The sequence below is a fragment of the Pseudomonas sp. PSB18 genome (assembly GCF_014596565.1).
Classification (GTDB): Bacteria; Pseudomonadota; Gammaproteobacteria; order Pseudomonadales; family Pseudomonadaceae; genus Aquipseudomonas.
In genome coordinates this window covers 259,720-280,010 of record NZ_NOIN01000001.1, presented here as the reverse complement: position 1 = coordinate 280,010, position 20,291 = coordinate 259,720, and the positions used below count along the sequence as shown (strand labels likewise).

The window sequence follows — 20,291 nt, the reverse complement described above, 5'->3', positions numbered from 1 at the left end:
TGACTGGTGGTGCTTGTCAGAAAAAACCGACAGGAGTACAAATGTACTCCATGACGACTCTCACCCCCCGCCGCGCCGCCATCCTGACCTTCATCCGCGAACGCATCGCCGACCAGGGCCAGCCTCCCAGCCTCGCTGAAATCAGCGAGGCGTTCGGTTTCGCCTCCCGCAGCGTGGCGCGCAAGCATGTGCTGGCGTTGACCGAGGCCGGCTTTATCGAAGTCAATCCGCACCAGGCCCGGGGCATCCGTTTGCTGAACCAGCCACCGCGTCCCGAGCTGCTGGACGTGCCAGTGCTGGGGCGTGTGGCCGCCGGTCGGCCGATCGGCGCCGATGCCGAGGTCCACGATCGCCTGATGCTGGACCCGGCGATTTTCACCAAGGCGCCGGATTATCTACTGCGGGTCCAGGGCGATTCGATGATCGGCGACGGCATCCTCGACGGCGACCTGGTGGGTGTCCAGCGCACGCCCCAGGCCGCGAACGGACAAATCGTGGTGGCGCGGCTCGACGGCGAAGTCACCATCAAGCGTTTCGAGCAAATCGGCGAGCGGGTGCGCTTGTTGCCGCGCAATCCGGCCTATCAGCCGATCATCGTCGAGGCCGACCAGGACCTGGCGATAGAAGGGGTGTTCTGTGGCCTGTTGAGGCAAGGCTGATGGGCGCGGTCGTTGCGCTGGACACGCTGTTCAATGGCGGCCAGGTCTGGAAAGGTCGGCCTGCGCCTCCGGCCGCCAGCCCGCAACCCACCGGCCATGCCGCACTGGACGCGGCGTTGCCCAGTGGTGGCTGGCCGGAAGCGGCGCTGACGGAAATCCTCCTCGCCGCGCCGGGCCTGGGTGAGTTGCAACTGGTGTGGCCGACCCTGGCGCGACTGTCTGCGCAGGGGGAACGGATCGTGTTGGTGGCACCGCCGTTCGTGCCCTATCCCCAGGCCTGGCAGAGCGCCGGGGTGGACCTGAGCCAGCTGTCGGTGATCCGGGCCGATGAGCGCGATGCCCTGTGGGCCACTGAACAATGCCTGCGTTCGGGCAGTTGCGGGGCGGTCCTGTGCTGGCCGCGTCAGGCGGATGACCGTGCCTTGCGCCGCCTGCAAGTGGCCGCGGAAACCGGTCAGACCCTGGCGTTCGCCTGGCGCCCGATCCAGGAAGCCATCAATCCGTCGCCGGCGGCCCTGCGCATTGCCATCGATGCCGGGCCCGGACAACTGCGCGTGCTTAAATGCCGGGGCGGGTTGGTCCGTTCGGCACCGATTGCCTTTGCCCACGCCACGTCAACAGGGCATTGAGGTTGCGATGCGCTGGGTCTGCATTCTCTTCCCGCAATTGGCGCTGGACGCCGCGCTGCGTCAGCGCCCCGATCCCGAGGAACCCCTGGCGCTTTTGACCGGCCCGGCCCAGCGCCGGGTGCTGCAAGCGGTCAACGGGCCCGCCCGGGCCCTGGGCCTGCGTCCCGGCCAGACCATGACCGCCGCCCAGGCCCTGAGCAAAGGCTTTGCCACCGCCGAATACGACGCCGCGCAGATCGAGCACTGGCAGCAATTCCTGGCGGCCTGGGCTTACCGGTTCAGCTCCCAGGTCAGCGTGCATTACCCACGCACGGTGCTGTTCGAGATCGAGTCGAGCCTGGGCCTGTTCGGGCCCTGGCCGGTCTTCGAGGCACGGCTGCGGGCCGAACTGACGGAACTGGGCTTTCGTCATCGCATCGTCGCGGCCCCGAACCCGGTGGCGGCGCGGGTGCTCGCCAATGCCCATGATGCCCTGGTGGTAGCGGATGCCGAGAGCCTGCGACAACGCCTGGGACAGATGCCGGTGGATCGGATCGGCCTGCCCCCCGACGTCGCCACGGCGTTGTCGCGCATGGGGTTGCGCTGCCTGGAACAGGTCCAGGCATTGCCCCGGCACACGCTGGCACGGCGCTTCGAAGCCCAGGTCCTCAAGCACCTCGACGCATTGATCGGCAGTCGCTCCCTGGCGCTGTCGTTCTATCTGCCGCCGGACCGTTTCGATGTGCGCATCGAACTCAACTACGACGTCCAGTCCCATCAGGCGCTGCTGTTCCCGTTACGCCGGTTGACCGGTGACCTGTCGGCTTTCCTGTGCGGCCGTGACAGTGGTGTGCAGCGTTTTGACCTGCACCTGGAACACGCCGGGTTGCCGGACACGATCATCAAGGTCGGCCTGCTCAGTGCCGAACGGGACCCCTCGATGCTCTTCGAACTGGCCCGTGGCCGTTTGGAACAGGTGCAGGTCGAGGCACCGGTGCGCGGCTTTCGCTTGTGTGCCGAGGACCTGCCGAGCTTCGTGCCCCAGCGCCTGGAGCTGTTCGATGAGCGTCCCCAACAGTCCTTGCCCTGGGAGCAACTGCGGGAGCGGTTGCGCACACGGTTGGGGGACGACGCAGTGCAGGGACTGGGGTTTCGCGACGACCACCGGCCCGAGTGCGCCTGGCAGATGACGCCTCAGCCCCGGCCCCAGGCCTGCGCGATACGCAACGGTGTGCAGCGTCCCGGCTGGCTGCTGGACGAACCCCAGGCGCTGCCGGAAGGCCAGGCGCGCGTCCTCATGGGGCCTGAGCGCATCGAAACCGGTTGGTGGGACGGTGCCGACGTGCGCCGCGATTACTACCTGGTCGAAACCCTTGCGGGACAACGGGGCTGGGCCTATCGACCGGTGGGCGAGGGCGGCCCGCTGTGGTTGCAGGGCTGGTTCGCATGAACGTCGACTATGCCGAGCTGCATTGCCTGTCGAATTTCAGTTTCCAGCGTGGCGCTTCCAGTGCTTTGGAACTGTGTCGCCGGGCCAGCCAGCAAGGCTACCGGGCCCTGGCGATCACCGACGAGTGCACATTGGCCGGCATCGTTCGGGCCTGGCAAGCGGCCAAGGAATTGAACCTGCCGTTGATCGTCGGCAGCGAGATCCGGATCGAGAACGGCCCGAAACTGGTGCTGCTGGTGGAAAACCTTGAGGGCTATCAAGCCTTGTGCCGGTTGATCACCCGTGCCCGCCGTCGCAGCGAGAAGGGCCGCTATCGTATCGTGCGGGAAGACTTCGACGATCCCTGGCCGGGGTTGTTGGCACTATGGGTACCCGATGGCAACGAGGTCGAGGAGCAGGGCCGCTGGCTTCAGTCGATCTTCGCCGGGCGCCTGTGGCTGTCGGTGCAGTTGCATTGCGGCCAGGACGACCGGCGTCGCCTGGCCGACTTGTTGGCGCTGGCGGACCGCCTGGCGCTGCCTGCCGTCGCCACGGGCGATGTGCACATGCACGTGCGTGGCCGTCGCGCCTTGCAGGACACCATGACCGCCATCCGGCATCACGTCACGGTGGCTGAGGCCGGCCAGCGCCTGCACCCCAACGGCGAGCGCCATCTGCGCAGCCGTAAGGATCTGGCCGATCTCTATCCCCGCCGGTTGCTCGATGAAACCCTGGCGATCGCCCGGCGTTGTACCTTCGACCTGGGTCAGTTGCGCTATGAATACCCCCGGGAGTTGGTGCCCGAGGGGCATGATCCGACGTCGTGGTTGCGGGAACTGACCGAACGGGGCCTGCGCGAGCGTTGGGGAAAAGGGGGAGACGATAAGGTCCGGGAACAGATCGACAAAGAATTGGAATTGATCGCCGAGCTGGGTTACGACAGCTACTTCCTCACCGTGCAGGACATCGTCAGATTTGCCCGCCAGCGCAATATCCTTTGCCAGGGACGTGGCTCGGCGGCCAACTCGGCGGTGTGTTATGCCCTGGGCATCACCGAAATCGACCCGAGCCGAACCAACCTGTTGTTCGAACGCTTCCTGTCCCGAGAGCGCAACGAGCCGCCGGACATCGACGTGGATTTTGAACATGAACGCCGCGAAGAGGTGCTGCAATACGTCTTCCAGCGCTACGGTCGCCATCGCGCGGCATTGACGGCGGTGGTCAGCAGTTACCACGGCGCCGGGGCGGTGCGGGACGTCGCCAAGGCCCTGGGCCTGCCGCCGGATCAGGTCAATGCGTTGGCCGACTGTTGCGGTCGCTGGAGCGATGAGGCGCCACCCGTGGAGCGTCTGCGCGAGGGCGGTTTCGACCCGGACACTCCGATCTTGCGCCGAGTGCTGAGCCTGACCCAGCAACTGATCGGCTTTCCCCGGCACCTGTCCCAGCACCCCGGCGGCTTCGTGATTTCCGAGCAGCCGCTGGACACCCTGGTGCCGGTGGAAAACGCCGCCATGGCCGAGCGCACCATCATCCAGTGGGACAAGGATGACCTGGATGCGGTCGGGCTGTTGAAAGTGGATATCCTGGCCCTGGGCATGCTCAGCGCGATTCGCCGATGTTTTGACCTGATCCAGCACTACCGGGGGCAGCGATACACTTTGGCGAGTCTGCCCCGTGAAGATGCCGCCACCTTCGAGATGATCAGCCGTGCGGACACCATCGGTGTGTTCCAGATCGAATCACGGGCTCAGATGGCGATGTTGCCCCGGCTCAGGCCCGAGAATTTCTATGACCTGGTGATCGAAGTGGCGATCGTGCGCCCGGGGCCGATCCAGGGCGGCATGGTGCATCCGTACCTGAAGCGGCGAAATAAAGAGGAGCCCGTCACGTACCCTTCGCCGCAATTGGAGGAGGTGCTCGGACGTACCCTGGGCATTCCGTTATTCCAGGAACAGGTCATGCAGATCGCCATCGTGGCGGCCGACTATACCGCCGGCGAAGCGGACCAGTTGCGCCGTTCCATGGCCGCCTGGAAACGTCACGGCGGGCTTGAACCGCACCGTCTACGCCTGGCAGAGGGAATGGCGCGCAACCGCTACACCCCCGAGTTCGCCGCGCAGATCTTCGAGCAGATCAAGGGCTTCGGCAACTACGGTTTTCCGGAGTCCCACGCCGCCAGCTTCGCCTTGCTGACCTACGCCAGCAGTTGGCTCAAATGCCACGAGCCGGCAGCGTTCGCCTGCGCCCTGATCAACAGCTGGCCCATGGGGTTCTACAGCCCGGACCAGATCCTGCAGGATGCCCGCCGGCACCAATTGCAGATCCGTCCGGTGGACGTGCGCGCCAGCGATTGGGATTGCAGTCTCGAACCCCAGGAAGGTCGGCAACCGGCGATTCGCATGGGCTTGCGCCTGATCAAGGGCTTTCGTGAAGACGACGCCCGGCGTATCGAGGCGGCTCGTCGGCAGCGGGCATTCACTGACGTGGCCGACCTGGGCGAGCGCGCGCAACTCGATGCCCGGGCCCAGGAACAATTGGCCGACGCCGGGGCCTTGCGTGGCCTGGTCGGTGATCGCCATCGTGCACGCTGGGAAGTGGCCGGCGTGCAGAAGCAATTGGGTCTGTTTGCCGGTTTGCCCAGTCAGGAGGAACCGCCGGTGAATCTGCCCAAGCCCTCGTTGGGGGAAGATCTGTTTGCCGACTACGCCACCCTCGGCACAACACTGGGCCCTCATCCGCTGGCCTTGCTGCGCCCTGAACTGCGTGCCCGCCGCTGTCGCAGCTCCCGGGAATTGCAGGAGGTGGAGCATGGCCGCAACGTCAGCGTGGCCGGTCTGGTGACCGGTCGCCAACGTCCGGGTACGGCCAGTGGAGTGACCTTCGTTACCCTGGAGGATGAATTCGGCAACCTCAATGTGGTGGTCTGGCGCGACCTGGCCGAGCGCCAACGCAAAGTCCTGGTGGGTTCGCAGTTGCTTCGGGTCGACGGGCGCTGGGAAAGCGTTGGTGAAGTCCGTCATCTGATTGCCGGACGTCTGAGCGACCTGACCGGGTTGCTGGCGGGCATCAACGTGCGCAGCCGCGATTTTCGTTGAGCCCGTTGTCGTCTGGCCACGGGTGTCTTTGGCTTGGCCGGCATGAAACCAAATGCCAACCTCGCGCTCGAAGGTCTGAGCACAAGGGGCTCGCGATATGCCGATTCCCCGCAGCCATTCGAGGTTCAGAGTCGCCCATGGAGTTCTTATCCCAGCCTCACGGATGTCCCGGATGGGACGGTGAAATGGCCCGGCGCATCCGGGCATACGATTGGCGCCAGACCGAGCTGGGCCCTATCGAAGATTGGTCCGCCAGCCTGCGCAGTGCCGTTCAGGTGTTGCTGGCTTCGCCCTTGCCGATGGTCATGTTGTGGGGCCGCCAGGGCTTCATGATCTACAACGATGCCTACGCCGAGTTCGCCGGCGGGCGTCATCCCTATCTGTTGGGATGCGCGGTGGAACTGGGCTGGCCGGAAGTGGCCGAGTTCAATCGCCACGTGTTGGACGTATGCCTGGCCGGCGGCACGTTGTCCTATCGCAGCAAGGAACTGGTCCTGTTGCGTGATGGCAAGCCCGAAGATGTGTGGTTGGATCTTTTCTACAGCCCCGTGCCCGACAATGACCAGGCACCGGCCGGCGTGCTGGCGATTGTCGTGGAAACCACCGAGCTGGTCCTGTCCGAGCGGGCTCGCCAGGCAGCGGAACGCAGTTATCGCGCCGTCAATGAACGCATCCAGCTGGCCCTTTCGGCAGGGCCACTGCTGGGCTCGTTTGTCTGGGATGTCCAGGCCGACACCCTGTCCGGCGACGAGCGTTTCGCCCGCACGTTCGACTACCCGCCAGATACGCCGCTGGAGGCGCTACCCATCGAGATTGCCCGCCAGCGTGTTCATCCCGATGACCTTGATGAGCTCAAGCAACGCATTGAACTGACCTTGAGCACCGGTTCGGCCTTCAATGCCGAATACCGGATACGTCGCCCCGAGGGCGATGACCTGTGGGTGCAGGCCAGCGGTCGATGCGAGTTCGATGCGTTGGGCAAGCCCCTGCGTTTCCCCGGTGTGCTGATTGACATCAACGAACGCAAGATCGCCGAAGCGTCGCTGCTCAGGTTCACCCGAGACCTGGAGCAGCGGGTCGCCGATGAGGTCCAGGCGCGGCTGGCGGCCGAAGAGCAGTTGCGCCAGTCGCAGAAGCTCGAGGCCATTGGCGGGCTCACCGGCGGCGTCGCCCATGACTTCAACAACCTGCTGCAAGTGATCGCCGGCAACCTGCACTTGCTGGCACGGCACGAGCCGGACAATGCCAATGTGCAGCGCAGGATCAGTGCTTCCATCGAGGCGGTGGAGCGGGGCGCCAAGTTGTCATCGCAACTGTTGGCCTTTGCCCGTCGTCAGCCGCTGTCACCGGCGGTCTACAACCCTCGGCGTATCTACGACGACCTGGAGGAATTGCTGCAACGGGCCTTGGGCGAGACCATCCGGATCGAAGTGACCCTGCCCGACGAGCCCTGGTGCATCCATGTGGATCGCAACCAGTTGGAAAATGCCCTGCTGAACCTGGCGATCAATGCCCGCGATGCCATGGGCGGCGAAGGCACCATCCAGATACTGGGCGAGAACATCCTGCTCGACGAAGCGTCCTGTGCCGGCAAAGGCATCCCGGCGGGTGACTATGTGCGGTTGTCGGTGGTCGACAGTGGCACCGGCATGCCGCCGGACATTCTCAATCAGGTATTCGAGCCGTTTTTCACCACCAAGACCGATGGCCAGGGCACCGGGTTAGGCCTGAGCATGGTGTTCGGGTTCGTCAAGCAGAGCGGCGGGCATATCGAGATCGCCAGTGACCTGGGCAAGGGCACGCGGGCGCAGATGTACTTTCCTCGCAGCTACCAACCTGAAGCCGGTGAACAGACCCACGACTACACGCCCCAGCCCGGCAGGCACGAGACGATCCTGGTGGTGGAGGACAACGATGCGGTGCGCAGTGCATCGGTGGAATTGCTCGAGCAATCCGGCTATCGAACCCTCACCGCCGCCAACGCCGATGCGGCCATGAAGCTGTTGCTCGAAGGCGTCAAAGTGGACCTGATTTTCACCGACGTGGTCATGCCCGGCCTGATCAAGAGTGCCGACCTGGCGGCCTGGGCGAAGGTGCAGAAGCCACCGGTGCCGGTACTGTTCACGTCCGGTCACACACGGGACATCATTTCCCGCAACCATCAACTGAGCCCCGACACCCATCTGCTGAGCAAGCCCTATGGGCCGGATGCCTTGACCCGTATGGTCCGCTCGGTGCTCGGCGGTTGATCGCACTGCCGCAAACAAATGGAACCGAAGCCGCTGCGTTCCCTTCGAATGATCAAGGCCGGTCCATCGCCCCGGCCTCTGTCATGAAGAGGTGCCCATGAACGACGATCGCGCAAACACGGCGCAACAAGGTCAGACGCAGAACCCGTCACCCCGCAACGACCCGGCCATCGATCCCCAACTGCCCGATGCCAAGCCAATCAGTCCGGCTGGCGCGGACCAGGCCCAGAGCGCTGCCGAGGAGGTCGATCAGAAAAAACATCATCAGGAAAACGACAACACCTTCAGCCCGGGTTTCAAGCCCGATCCTGACCGGCCGAAATCCGGCGATGACACGGACGCCGATATCGACACCGACGGCGGTTGATCGACCTACGCAAAAAAGGCTCGTCCTCCTGGGGGGACGAGCCTTTTTCTGACCTTCAGTACTGCCTGAAACACTACTTGCTGGGATGTGCGGCCTGGAGTTTCTTGGCCATTTCCAGGTGGTGCTGCAGATCCGGCAGCATCTTCTGGGCGAACGCCTTGAGCTCGGTGTTGCCGGGCTTCTTGTCGTCGGTGACGGTCTCGGCTTCTTTCTTGAACAGGGTGATGGTTTCTTCGTGGGCCTTGACCTGATTATTGGCATAGGCGGCATCGAAGGACTCATCGCGCATATCGAGAATCTTGGCCTTCGCCTTCTTCACTAGAGTGGTTTCGTCCGGCACTTCGATGTCGTGCTTTTTAGCCAGGGTCATCAACTCCTGGTTGGCCTTGGTGTGGTCGGCGATCATCTTGTTGGCGAACTCCTTGACGTCCGCCGATGCGCTTTTTTCCAGGGCCAGTTTGCTGGTTTCGATTTCCGCAATGCCACCGGCCGCCGCGTTGTCGACAAAGTCGTTGGAACTCGCGGCCCATGCCATGCCCATGCTGGTACTCAGGGCAACTGCCAGGCCGAGTTGACGCAGGGTAAATCCGTCCATAGGTATTCTCCGTACAGGTTGTACAAGTGATCTTGAGTGTCACTGTTCAATGGAGAGCGGTGTATGGCTAAAGGTTTGATCGCAAAGCGATACGGTACGACGAACGGTCACCGCTGGTCGGATTGGCGGTCGACAGAACCCCGTCGGCAAGGCCATCCTGATGGTTGAGGCGCCCCTCAAAGGCGCCTGTCATTGACCGTCAGAAGGAGGTGTTCCATGCCGGTGTCCCATGATCTGTGCCAGGATCTCAAGTGCGAAAAAGACCACATCCAGCAAAAGCGCAGCGAGAATCCAAGACTCGACTCGCTGCTTCAAAAATACTCCCAGCTTGATGCAGAGGTGGTAGACGCCGAGAAGCCGACGTCCGCCGCACTGTCCGACGTTGCCCTGGAGACGCTCAAGAAGAAACGATTGCAGGTAAAGGACGAGATCATGGAGCACTTGCGCAAGTAACCTGATGGCGCGGGGGCTGTTTCTGTGGTGGGGTTTAGCGAAACGTCGCACCGCTCCGCCGGGCTGCAAACGGCCCCCGCTCTTTAACCCAATGCATCAACTCAGCGGATCCCAGCGCTGGGACCAATCACTGCCGCTCTTGACGATTGTCCTCAACACTTCGAACGCCTGTTGCAACGGCGCCGAATCCCGGTCCCGGGAATAGACCAGGTAAGTCGGATAGTTGAACTCCGGTGCCTTGGGCACCCGTTCCAGGATGCCGCTGTCCAGGTAGCTCTGCACCACGCGTGTGCGAAAGTAGCCGCTGCCGCCGTTTTCCAGGATGTATTGCAAGGCCAGGGGGCCGAGATTGAAGGTGACGGCAGCCTTGGCCTTGTCCGGCAGGGCGGTGTCGTGCTGGCGACGGAAATCGACACCCCAGTCGATGTACACGTAGGGCTCCGGGCAACTGGCCAGGCGCACCAGGATCAGTTTCTCTTCCAGTAGCTGTTCAACCTGCAGTCTCGGCCAGTATTCGGGTTGATACACCACCGCAGCGTCCAACAGGCCCAACTCCAGCTGTTGCAGCAGTTTCTCGCCGTCGCGGATGTCCATGCGCAAGCCATGGCCGGGAATCGTCCGACGCAGTTCTCGGGCCCAGCTGAGCATCAAGGGATTGCACAGGCTGACCTCGCCACCGATGTGCAGCACATTGCGATAGCCCTCGGGCAGCGGCAGGTCCCGGCGGGCCGCTTCCCAGGTCTGCACGAGCTGGTTGGCGTAGACGACGAAGGCTTCACCGTCGGTGGTCAGTCGCGCACCGGCACGGTTGCGCACGAACAGCGCGCAGCCGAGCTGGCTTTCCAGTTTCTGTACCCGGGCGGTAATCGCCGTCTGGGTGACATGCAGCTTGTCGGCCGCTGCGGCGAGACTGCCGTGGCGGACAATTTCCAGGAAGGTGCGAGCGAGGTCGATGTCCATGGGCTGGCCGATACGGGAGGTGGGTATGAAAGAATTGCCAAGCCTGCCCGAAAAACACGAATCCCGCCACGAGGGCGGGATTCGTTGCAGCCAGCAGCACCCCGTAGAGGGCGTACAGGCTCAGGCCGGGAACAGCTCGGAGAGTTTCATCGACAGCATCATGTCGCCTTCGACACGCAGTTTGCCGCCCATGAACGCTTGCATGCCGTCGGTTTCACCGCTGACGATGCCCTTGAGGGTTTCGCTGTCCATCACCAGTGTGCAGTTGGCGTCGGCATTTTCGCCTTCCTGCAATTCACAGGTACCGTCCTTGACGATCAGCGCGTATTGCTTGTCTTCGTCGGTGACGTTGAAACCGAATACCAGGTCCAGGCCGGCAGCGGCGGATGGGTTGAATTTTTCTTTCATCTTTTGTACGGCGTCGACTACGGAGGTCATGGTTTCGATCCTTATCGGGTTGATACAGCAAGGGTCTACGATTAATTCGGCCTCAGCGATAGGTGATGAGGTCCGGGGTCTTCAGCAGTTGCAGATGAGCATGGCTGTTGAAGGAAGCCAGGGCCACGTCGCGCCCCCTGAATTTCAGGTGGTTGAGCGAGGTGTTGACGATTTGCCAGTTGAGTTCGAAGGCCTGTCGGGCCGGTATCCGGGTGATCAGATGGAGCAGGGCGGTAATCGTGCCGCCGGAGGTGAAGACGGCAATCTTGTGGCTGTTGTCGGCCTGTTCCAGGATGCGCTGCAGGCCGGCCTGGACCCGCTCGACGAAACCCTGCCAGCTCTCCAGTCCGGGCGGGTCGTACTGGCCGCTGAGCCAGCGCTCGACCACGAGGGCGAAAATGCGCTGGAATTCGGCACGGTTCTGTGCGGCATTGCGCAGGATGTGCAGGGCCTCGGGTTCCTGGGGCAGCATGTCCGGCAACAGGGCGCGGATCACTGCGTCGGCATCGAATTCGTTGAATGCCGAGTCGGTTTCCACCTCGGGAACCGGCAGCCCGGCGGCGGACATCCGGCCCAAGGCGCCGGTGGCGGTATCCTGCTGGCGACGCAGGTCGCCCGAAAGGCAACGATCGAACACGACACCCAGCTCCGCCAGGTGGTTACCCAGCACCTGTGCCTGGCGTATGCCATTGGGTGAAAGGACATCGTAGTCGTCCGCACCAAAGGAGGCCTGGCCATGTCGAATCAGATAGATACTGCCCACGTCCGCGTCATCCCGGTACGTTGAAGGTCTGGCGAGGTTATGAGGATGGCAGTGAGCTGTCAATGAAAAAACATACGCTTGTTTGAAATGTCCGTTACAGCCTTGTCCTGCCTGGTCCGGGCTTAAGGTAACCACAGGTTTCCCGGCTGGTAGCGATGCAGGCGCATGGGTATGCTGGGAACGTTTAATGTCCGCCGTCGAGCGGCGAGTCGAGAATCAATTAGGAGTGATCGTGGAGTTCTTTATCGAATACGCCGGTTTTCTGGCCAAGACCGTGACGCTGGTCATCGCCATCCTGGTGGTGCTGGCCAGTTTTGCTGCCCTGCGCAGCAAGGGGCGGCGCAAGTCGGCCGGCCAGTTGCAGGTGAGCAAACTCAACGATTTCTACAAGGGGCTGCGCGAGCGCCTCGAACAGACGCTGCTGGACAAGGATCAGCTCAAAGCCCTGCGCAAGAGCGAAGGCAAGGCTGAGAAGGCGCAGAAGAAACAGAAGGAAAAACCGGCGGCCAAGCCCCGGGTGTTCGTGCTGGATTTCGACGGCGACATCAAGGCCTCGGCCACCGAGAGCCTGCGCCATGAGATCACCGCGCTGCTGACCCTGGCAACGCCCAAGGACGAAGTGGTGTTGCGCCTGGAAAGCGGCGGCGGCATGGTCCACAGCTATGGGCTTGCTTCGTCGCAACTGGCGCGGATCCGCCAGGCCGGCGTGCCACTGACCGTGTGCATCGACAAAGTCGCGGCCAGTGGCGGGTACATGATGGCCTGCATCGGCGAGAAGATCATCAGCGCGCCTTTCGCCATCCTCGGCTCCATCGGCGTCGTGGCCCAGTTGCCGAACGTCAATCGCCTGCTGAAGAAGCACGACATCGACTTCGAAGTCCTGACCGCCGGCGAGTACAAGCGCACGCTGACGGTGTTCGGCGAAAATACCGAGAAAGGCCGGGAGAAATTCCAGCAGGACCTGGACATCACCCATGACTTGTTCAAGAGCTTCGTGTCCAATTACCGCCCACAACTGGCCATTGATGAAGTGGCGACCGGCGAGGTCTGGCTGGGTGTCGCAGCCCTTGGCAAGCATCTGGTGGACGAGCTGAAGACCAGCGACGAATACCTGGCCGAGCGCGCCAAGAGCGCCGAGCTGTACCACCTGCACTACGCCGAACGCAAAAGCCTGCAGGAGCGCGTCGGCATCGCGGCCAGCGGCTCAGTGGACCGTGTGCTGCTGAGCTGGTGGAGCCGCCTGACACAGCAGCGGTTCTGGTAAGAACGGGTCGCTCGGATCGTTCCCACGCTTCGCGTGGGAATGCAGCCAGAGACGCTCCGCGTCCCAAAGAGCCGAACGCAAAGCGTCCGTTGAGGCGTGCCCACGCAGAGCGTGGGAACGATCGAAGCCTGCAGGAGCGCGTCGGCATCGCGGCCAGCGGCTCAGTGGACCGTGTGCTGCTGAGCTGGTGGAGTCGCCTGACACAGCAGCGGTTCTGGTAAGAACGGGTCGCTCGGATCGTTCCCACGCTTCGCGTGGGAATGCAGCCAGAGACGCTCCGCGTCCCAAAGAGCCGAACGCAAAGCGTCCGTTGAGGCGTGCCCACGCGGAGCGTGGGAACGATCGAAGCCTGCAGGAGCGCGTCGGCATCGCGGCCAGCGGCTCAGTGGACCGTGTGCTGCTGAGCTGGTGGAGTCGCCTGACACAGCAGTGGTTCTGGTAAGAACGGGTCGCTCGGATCGTTCCCACGCTTCGCGTGGGAATGCAGCCAGAGACGCTCCGCGTCCCAAAGAGCCGAACGCAGAGCGTCCGTTGAGGCGTGCCCACGCGGAGCGTGGGAACGATCGAGCCCATAAAAAAAGCCCTGAACCGGAATGTCCGGGTCAGGGCTTTTTTTATGCAACGGGTTCAGCGGCGACGAAACAGCGGCAGCGGTTCGTCAGTGGCGGCCTGGTAGGTCACCGAGAAGTCCTTGAGGCTTTCGAGGGCTTCGTAGGGGTCCTTGTCGGCACGCAGGGCGAACGCGTCGAAACCGCAGCGGCGCATGTAGAACAGCTGGTCGCGCAGTACATCGCCAATGGCCCGCAATTCACCCTTGAAGCCGTAGCGATCACGCAGCAGGCGGGCATTGGAGTAGCTGCGCCCATCGGTGAAGGCCGGAAAGTTCAGGGCGATGACCTGGAGCTGGTTGGCGTCATCACCGATCTCTTCAGCTTCCTCGTCGGCGTCCAGCCACACGCCCAGGCCGCCATCGCGGGCCTTGAGGTAGTGCGAATGGTCACGCCACAGGGCCAGGGGCACGATCAGGTCGTCGCAGTTGGAAATGCCATCGAGGGTCGCGTCCTTGGGCAGCAGGTGCCAGGTTTCGTCGATGACCTCGTTGTTCTTAATGATTCGCTGCATAGACGCGTTCCTTGAAGAGGTCGATGCCGATACGTTGGTAAGTGTCGATGAAACGCTCGTCTTCGGTACGTTGTTCGATGTACACGTCGATCAGTTTCTCGATCACGTCTGGCATGTCGTCCTGGGCAAACGATGGCCCGAGGATCTTGCCCAGGCTGGCGTCGCGGCTGCCGCTACCACCCAGGGAGACCTGGTAGAACTCTTCGCCTTTCTTGTCCACGCCCAGGATGCCGATGTGGCCGACATGGTGGTGACCGCAGGCGTTCATGCAACCGGAAATGTTCAGGTCCAGTTCGCCGATGTCGAATAGGTAGTCCAGGTCGTCGAAACGGCGCTGGATCGATTCGGCGATCGGGATCGACTTGGCGTTGGCCAGGGAGCAGAAGTCGCCGCCCGGGCAGCAGATCATGTCGGTCAGCAGGCCAATGTTCGGCGTGGCGAAACCCTGCTCGCGCAACTCGCCCCACAGGGCGAACAACTGGCTCTGTTCGACGTCCGCCAGGATGATGTTCTGCTCGTGGGAAGTGCGCAACTGACCGAAGCTGTAGCGCTCGGCCAGGTCGGCCACCGCGTCCAGCTGCTTGTCGGTGATGTCGCCCGGCGCAACACCGGTCGGCTTCAGGGACAGGGTGACCGCGATGTAGCCAGGCTTCTTGTGGGTCAGGGTGTTGCGGCTACGCCAGCGGGCAAAGCCCGGATGTTCCTTGTCGAGTGCCGCGAAGTCCTGGTTGTCCAGGGCCTTGTATTGCGGGTCGACGAAGTGTTTGGCCACGCGGTGGACTTCAGCTTCGGTCAGGGTGGTCTGGCCGCCACGCAGGTGAACCATTTCGGCTTCGACCTTCTCGGCGAACACTTCTGGTGTCAGGGCCTTGACCAGGATCTTGATCCGCGCCTTGTACTTGTTGTCACGACGGCCATAGCGGTTGTACACCCGCAGGATGGCGTCGAGGTAGCTCAGCAGGTCCTGCCAGGGCAGGAACTCGTTGATGAATGCACCCACCACCGGCGTACGACCGAGGCCACCGCCCACCAGCACGCGGAAGCCCAGCTCGCCTGCAGCGTTGTAGACCGCCTCCAAGCCGATGTCATGGACTTCGATGGCGGCGCGGTCCGAGGTCGAGCCGTTGATGGCGATCTTGAACTTGCGCGGCAGGTAGGCGAATTCCGGGTGGAACGTGGTCCACTGACGGACAATCTCGCACCACGGACGCGGGTCGATCAATTCATCGGCCGCGACACCGGCAAACTGGTCGGTGGTGACGTTGCGCAAGCAGTTGCCGCTGGTCTGGATCGCGTGCATCTGCACGGTGGCCAGTTCAGCCAGGATCTCCGGTACGTCTTCCAGGGCCGGCCAGTTGTACTGGACGTTCTGCCGCGTACTGATGTGGGCGTAACCCTTGTCGTAGTCGCGGGCAATCTGGGCCAGCTTGTGCACCTGGCGCGAGGTCAGTTGGCCGTAAGGCACCGCCACCCGCAGCATCGGGGCGAAACGCTGGATATACAGGCCGTTCTGCAGGCGCAGAGGGCGGAATTCTTCTTCGCTCAGCTCGCCTGCCAGATAGCGTCGGGTCTGATCACGGAACTGCTTGACGCGGTCCTCGATGATCCGCTGATCGTACTCGTCATATACGTACATATAAGTCTCGGTCTCAGGCTTGGGCCGATCAGAAACAGCTGCGTATTGGCTCGCTGGAATCGGGTTCTGCCTCGGCAATTCTGCGCGCACGGCCGCGCACTCCTAAAGGAGCCGGTGCACGATACCTGTTTTGAGTTATGCGCAAAAGTGATGTTTGAGTATATGTAAAGAACCAAATGACCTAATGGGGGCCATCGGCTCGGAACCCACATTTGTCGTATGGGCAATCATCGTCTTAACTGTGGTCGAGTCCCTATGCAATCACCTAAAAAACCGACAAGAGGCGATGCAATGAGCAATCCGACCAAAGCAAGGAAAAGCGACAGCACTGTTGATGCCTGGGCCATTCTGTTCCTGATTATCCTGGTGGTAGGCACGGCGGTGTTCTGGGTCAGTCATCAGTAATCGGTCGTCCAACGCAATAAAAAACCTGTGGGAGCAAAGCCTGTGGGAGCAAAGCTTGCTCGCGATGAACGATGACGCGGTCTCGACCGTGTCGTTTGCGTCGCGAGCAAGCTTTGCTCCCACAGGTTCGCTCCCGCAGGGGGATGTGCAGGAAGATCGTTCTAAATTCCCGCCAGATGCACCACCAGCTTGACGATGCCGAACAGCGTCAGGGCGAAGATCACCGTGAACGCGATCCCCAGTATCACGAAGTGACTCGGTTTGCCGTGGGTGAAGTCACGGGCGCGGTTCTTGCCGCTCTGCACGCCGAAGGCGGCGGCCAGCACGCTGTGCATCATCTGCAGCAGGGTTGGCGGCTTGTTGTCGACTGGGTCGTCCATAAATCCCTCGTCTGCCATGGGTTTGGGACAAGCATAGACAACCCCTGGGAAAAGATCGCGGCCGCTGCCGGCCGCGATCGTCAGGATCAGTTGTCGTAACCCAGGTTCGGCGCCAGCCAGCGTTCGGTCACGCTCAGTTCCTGGCCCTTGCGGCCGGTGTAGCTCTGCACCTGGTCCTTGTCGATCTTGCCGACGGCGAAGTACTGCGCCTGGGGATGGGCGAAGTACCAGCCGCTGACCGCCGCCGCCGGGAACATGGCGTAGTGCTCGGTGAGGAACACGCCGCTGCGACCGGCCTTCAGTTCGCTGGCCTCGGGGTCGAGCAGGCGGAACAGCGTGGCTTTCTCGGTGTGATCCGGGCACGCCGGGTAACCGGGGGCAGGGCGGATGCCGGTGTACTGCTCCTTGATCAGCGCCTCGTTGTCCAGGCTTTCGTCCTTGGCATAACCCCAGTGTTCCTTGCGCACCTGCTGGTGCAGCCACTCGGCGCAGGCCTCGGCCAGGCGGTCGGCCAGGGCCTTGACCATGATCGAGTTATAGTCGTCGCCGGCTTCCTGGTAGGCCTTCGCCACTTCTTCGGCGCCAATGCCTGCAGTGGTGATGAAGCCGCCCACATAGTCGGTCACGCCGCTGTCCTTCGGCGCAACGAAGTCGGCCAGGGAGAAGTTCGGCTTGCCGTCGGTCTTGATGATCTGCTGGCGCAGGTGATGCAGGCGGGCCAGCGGCTTGCCGTCGTCGCCGTAGACTTCCAGGTCGTCGTCATGCACCTGGTTGGCCGGCCAGAAACCGAACACCGCACGGGCGCTGATGAGTTTCTCGTCGATCAGCTTGCGCAGCATGGCCTGGGCATCGGCATACAGCGCGGTAGCGGCTTCGCCGACCACTTCGTCGGTGAGAATGCGCGGGAACTTGCCGGCCAGGTCCCAGGAAATGAAGAACGGCGTCCAGTCGATGTATTCGGCCAGGACGTTCAGGTCGATGTCGTCCAGTACCCGGGCGCCGGTGAATGTCGGCTTGACCGGTTGGTAGCTGCTCCAGTCGAACTGCGGCTTCTTGGCGACGGCGGCGGCGTAGCTCAAGCGTTCGGTGCGGGCGCTGCGGTTGGCGGTGCGCTCGCGAACCTCGATGTAGTCCTGGCGGGTTTTTTCGACAAACGCCGGTTTCAGTTCCTTGGACAGCAACTGGGTCGCCACCCCGACGGCGCGGGAGGCGTCGGTGACGTAGATCACCGCGTCATTGCTGTACTTGGGCTCGATCTTCACCGCCGTGTGGGCCTTGGACGTCGTCGCGCCACCGATCATCAGCGGCAAATGGAAGTCCTGGCGCTGCATCTCGCGGGCCACGTGCACCATCTCATCCAGGGACGGGGTGATCAGGCCGGACAGGCCGATGATGTCGCATTTTTCGTCCTTGGCCACCTGCAGAATTTTCTCCGCCGGCACCATCACGCCCAGGTCGACGATGTCATAGCCGTTGCAACCGAGCACCACGCCGACGATGTTCTTGCCGATGTCATGGACGTCGCCCTTGACCGTCGCCATCAGGATCTTGCCCTTGGCCTCCGGCTTGTCGCCTTTTTCCGCCTCGATGAACGGAATCAGGTGGGCCACGGCCTGTTTCATCACGCGCGCCGATTTGACCACCTGGGGCAGGAACATCTTGCCGGCGCCGAACAGGTCGCCAACGATGTTCATGCCGGCCATCAGCGGACCTTCGATGACTTCGATAGGACGGGCGAACGACAGGCGCGACTCCTCGGTGTCTTCGACGATGTGGGTGGTGATGCCCTTGACCAGTGCATGCTCCAGGCGCTTGTTGACGTCCCAGTTGCGCCACTCCTCGGTTTCCGCTTCCTTGGTGCTGCCGTCGCCCTTGTACTTGTCGGCGATGGCGAGCAGGGCGTCGGTGCCTTCCGGGGTGCGGTTGAGGATCACGTCTTCCACGGCGTCGCGCAGTTCCACCGGGATCTGGTCGTAGATCTCCAACTGGCCGGCGTTGACGATACCCATGGTCAGGCCTGCGCGGATCGCATACAGCAGGAACACCGAGTGGATCGCCTCGCGCACCGGGTTGTTGCCCCGGAACGAAAACGACACGTTGGACACCCCGCCGGAGGTCAGCGCGTAGGGCAGTTCGTCGCGGATGTAGGCGCAGGCGTTGATGAAGTCCACGGCATAGTTGTTGTGTTCTTCGATACCGGTGGCGACGGCGAAGATGTTCGGGTCGAAGATGATGTCTTCCGGCGGGAAGCCCACTTCATTGACCAGGATGTCGTAGGAACGCTTGCAGATTTCCTTCTTGCGCGCCTCGGTGTCGGCCTGGCCGGCTTCGTCGAACGCCATCACCACCACGGCGGCACCGTAGCGCTTGCACAATTTGGCGTGATGGATGAACTGCTCGACGCCTTCCTTCATGCTGATGGAGTTGACGATGCCCTTGCCCTGGATGCATTTGAGGCCGGCTTCGATCACTTCCCATTTCGACGAGTCGATCATGATCGGCACGCGGGAGATGTCCGGTTCGCCGGCAATCAGATTGAGGAAGGTCACCATGGCCTTCTTCGAATCGAGCATGCCCTCGTCCATGTTGATGTCGATCACCTGGGCGCCGGCCTCGACCTGCTGCAGGGCCACTTCCAGGGCTTCGGTGTAGTTGTCTTCGCGGATCAGTCGGGCGAACTTGGCGGAACCGGTGATGTTGGTCCGCTCGCCGACGTTGACGAACAGCGAGCTGCGATCGATGGTGAACGGTTCCAGGCCCGACAGGCGGCAGGCGCGGGGAATTTCCGGAATCGGTCGTGGTGCGTAACCGGCCACCGCCTTGGCGATGGCTTCGATGTGCGCCGGAGTGGTGCCGCAGCAGCCGCCGACGATGTTCAGAAAGCCGCTCTGGGCGAACTCTTCGATGACCTTGGCGGTTTGCGCCGGCAGCTCGTCGTACTCACCGAACTCGTTGGGCAGACCGGCGTTCGGGTGCGCCGAGACGTGGGTGCTGGCCTTGTTCGACAGCTCTTCCAGGTAAGGGCGCAGTTCGCGGGCGCCCAGGGCGCAGTTCAGGCCGACGGAGATCGGCTTGGCATGGGCCACGGAGTTCCAGAAGGCTTCGGTGGTCTGGCCGGAGAGGGTGCGGCCGGAGGCGTCGGTGATGGTGCCGGAAATCATGATCGGCAGCTCGACGCCCAGTTCTTCGTAGACCCCTTGCACAGCGAAGATCGCCGCCTTGGCGTTCAGGGTGTCGAAGATGGTTTCGATCAGGATCAGGTCGGCGCCGCCCTCGATCAGGCCCTTGGTGGCCTCGGTGTAGTTCTCTACCAGTTCGTCGAAGGTCACGTTGCGGTAGCCGGGGTTGTTCACGTCCGGCGACAGCGAGCAGGTGCGGCTGGTCGGGCCGAGCACGCCGGCGACGAAGCGTGGCTTGTCCGGGGTTTCGAGGGTCTTGGCGTCGGCCACCTTGCGGGCCAGGCGCGCACCTTCCAGGTTCAGCTCATAGGCCAGGCCCTGCATGCCGTAGTCGGCCTGGGACACCTGGGTGGCGTTGAAGGTGTTGGTTTCGAGAATGTCGGCGCCGGCATCCAGGTAGGCTTTTTCGATGGAGCCGATGACGTCGGGACGGGTCAGCACCAGCAAATCGTTATTGCCCTTGACGTCGCTCGGCCAGTCGGCGAAACGCTTGCCGCGATAGTCCTGTTCCTCCAGCTTGTAGCTCTGGATCATCGTGCCCATGCCGCCGTCGAGGATCAGGATGCGTTCCTTGAGGGCCTGCTGGAGAAGATAAAGGCGAGCGCTGCGATCAGACATAGGACTACCCGGAAAAAAAGACCATTACGAAGCCGGGAATCATAGCAAACCTGTGCCGGATTTGATCGCGG

16 protein-coding genes are annotated in these 20,291 nt (G+C 62.6%); 8 read left to right on the top strand and 8 right to left on the bottom strand.

Annotated features, from left to right (window positions below; genetic code table 11):
• The first annotated feature begins 41 nt into the window (after positions 1–41).
• The 6 genes from lexA (at position 42) to CGA22_RS01075 (ending at position 8,407) form a co-directional block, all read left to right on the top strand.
• Positions 42–659: a transcriptional repressor LexA gene (gene lexA / locus CGA22_RS01100; RefSeq protein ID WP_041023667.1), complete on the top strand. Its 618-nt coding sequence runs from the start codon at positions 42–44 to the stop codon at positions 657–659.
• On the top strand, positions 659–1,288 hold the full coding sequence (gene imuA, locus CGA22_RS01095) for a translesion DNA synthesis-associated protein ImuA (protein ID WP_041023668.1): 630 nt from the start codon (positions 659–661) through the stop codon (positions 1,286–1,288). The genes lexA and imuA overlap by 1 nt, the downstream gene beginning before the upstream one ends.
• 7 nt (positions 1,289–1,295) lie before the next feature.
• Positions 1,296–2,717, top strand: a complete 1,422-nt coding sequence (locus CGA22_RS01090; RefSeq protein ID WP_041023669.1) for a Y-family DNA polymerase — start codon at positions 1,296–1,298, stop codon at positions 2,715–2,717.
• Entirely contained in the window at positions 2,693–5,791 is a 3,099-nt protein-coding gene (locus CGA22_RS01085) for an error-prone DNA polymerase (RefSeq protein WP_218187537.1), read from the top strand. Before CGA22_RS01090 ends, CGA22_RS01085 begins: the two co-directional genes overlap by 25 nt.
• Positions 5,792–5,928: 137 nt before the next feature.
• Positions 5,929–8,040: an ATP-binding protein gene (locus tag CGA22_RS01080; protein WP_084213791.1), complete on the top strand. Its 2,112-nt coding sequence runs from the start codon at positions 5,929–5,931 to the stop codon at positions 8,038–8,040.
• Positions 8,041–8,137: 97 nt separating this feature from the next.
• Entirely contained in the window at positions 8,138–8,407 is a 270-nt protein-coding gene (locus tag CGA22_RS01075; protein ID WP_041023672.1) for a hypothetical protein, read from the top strand.
• 73 nt (positions 8,408–8,480) lie between these two features.
• On the opposite strand, the gene CGA22_RS01070 is transcribed toward CGA22_RS01075, so the two are convergent.
• Positions 8,481–9,002, bottom strand: a complete 522-nt coding sequence (locus tag CGA22_RS01070) for a DUF4142 domain-containing protein (RefSeq protein ID WP_041023673.1) — start codon at positions 9,000–9,002, stop codon at positions 8,481–8,483.
• Between the two features lie 216 nt (positions 9,003–9,218).
• Between CGA22_RS01070 and CGA22_RS01065 the strand changes: the two genes are divergently transcribed.
• Positions 9,219–9,455, top strand: a complete 237-nt coding sequence (locus tag CGA22_RS01065) for a YdcH family protein (RefSeq protein WP_024781383.1) — start codon at positions 9,219–9,221, stop codon at positions 9,453–9,455.
• A 96-nt stretch (positions 9,456–9,551) separates the two neighbouring features.
• Here the strand turns inward: CGA22_RS01065 and CGA22_RS01060 are convergent, their stop codons facing one another.
• The 3 genes from CGA22_RS01060 to CGA22_RS01050 all read right to left on the bottom strand — a co-directional run bounded on the left by CGA22_RS01060 (position 9,552) and on the right by CGA22_RS01050 (position 11,616).
• A complete protein-coding gene (locus CGA22_RS01060; RefSeq protein ID WP_041023674.1) occupies positions 9,552–10,415 on the bottom strand; it encodes a LysR family transcriptional regulator in 864 nt (287 codons plus the stop codon).
• A gap of 120 nt (positions 10,416–10,535) precedes the next feature.
• Positions 10,536–10,853, bottom strand: coding sequence for an SCP2 sterol-binding domain-containing protein (locus CGA22_RS01055; protein ID WP_041023675.1), 318 nt, complete (start codon positions 10,851–10,853; stop codon positions 10,536–10,538).
• 52 nt (positions 10,854–10,905) lie between these two features.
• The gene (locus CGA22_RS01050) at positions 10,906–11,616 is read right to left on the bottom strand and encodes a histidine phosphatase family protein (protein WP_041023676.1); all 711 of its coding nucleotides are present in this window, start codon (positions 11,614–11,616) and stop codon (positions 10,906–10,908) included.
• Positions 11,617–11,848: 232 nt separating this feature from the next.
• Here CGA22_RS01050 and sohB point away from each other — a divergent pair, with 232 nt between their 5' ends.
• Entirely contained in the window at positions 11,849–12,880 is a 1,032-nt protein-coding gene (sohB, locus tag CGA22_RS01045) for a protease SohB (protein WP_188258485.1), read from the top strand.
• A gap of 627 nt (positions 12,881–13,507) precedes the next feature.
• Here sohB and CGA22_RS01030 read toward each other — a convergent pair.
• The 4 genes from CGA22_RS01030 to metH all read right to left on the bottom strand — a co-directional run bounded on the left by CGA22_RS01030 (position 13,508) and on the right by metH (position 20,220).
• Positions 13,508–14,002: a DUF934 domain-containing protein gene (locus CGA22_RS01030; protein ID WP_024781389.1), complete on the bottom strand. Its 495-nt coding sequence runs from the start codon at positions 14,000–14,002 to the stop codon at positions 13,508–13,510.
• Positions 13,986–15,638: a nitrite/sulfite reductase gene (locus tag CGA22_RS01025; RefSeq protein ID WP_041021301.1), complete on the bottom strand. Its 1,653-nt coding sequence runs from the start codon at positions 15,636–15,638 to the stop codon at positions 13,986–13,988. The genes CGA22_RS01030 and CGA22_RS01025 overlap by 17 nt, the downstream gene beginning before the upstream one ends.
• A gap of 566 nt (positions 15,639–16,204) precedes the next feature.
• A complete protein-coding gene (locus CGA22_RS01020; protein ID WP_041021302.1) occupies positions 16,205–16,423 on the bottom strand; it encodes a DUF2970 domain-containing protein in 219 nt (72 codons plus the stop codon).
• A gap of 86 nt (positions 16,424–16,509) precedes the next feature.
• Positions 16,510–20,220, bottom strand: coding sequence for a methionine synthase (gene metH, locus CGA22_RS01015; RefSeq protein ID WP_041021303.1), 3,711 nt, complete (start codon positions 20,218–20,220; stop codon positions 16,510–16,512).
• Between the last annotated feature and the right edge of the window lie 71 nt (positions 20,221–20,291).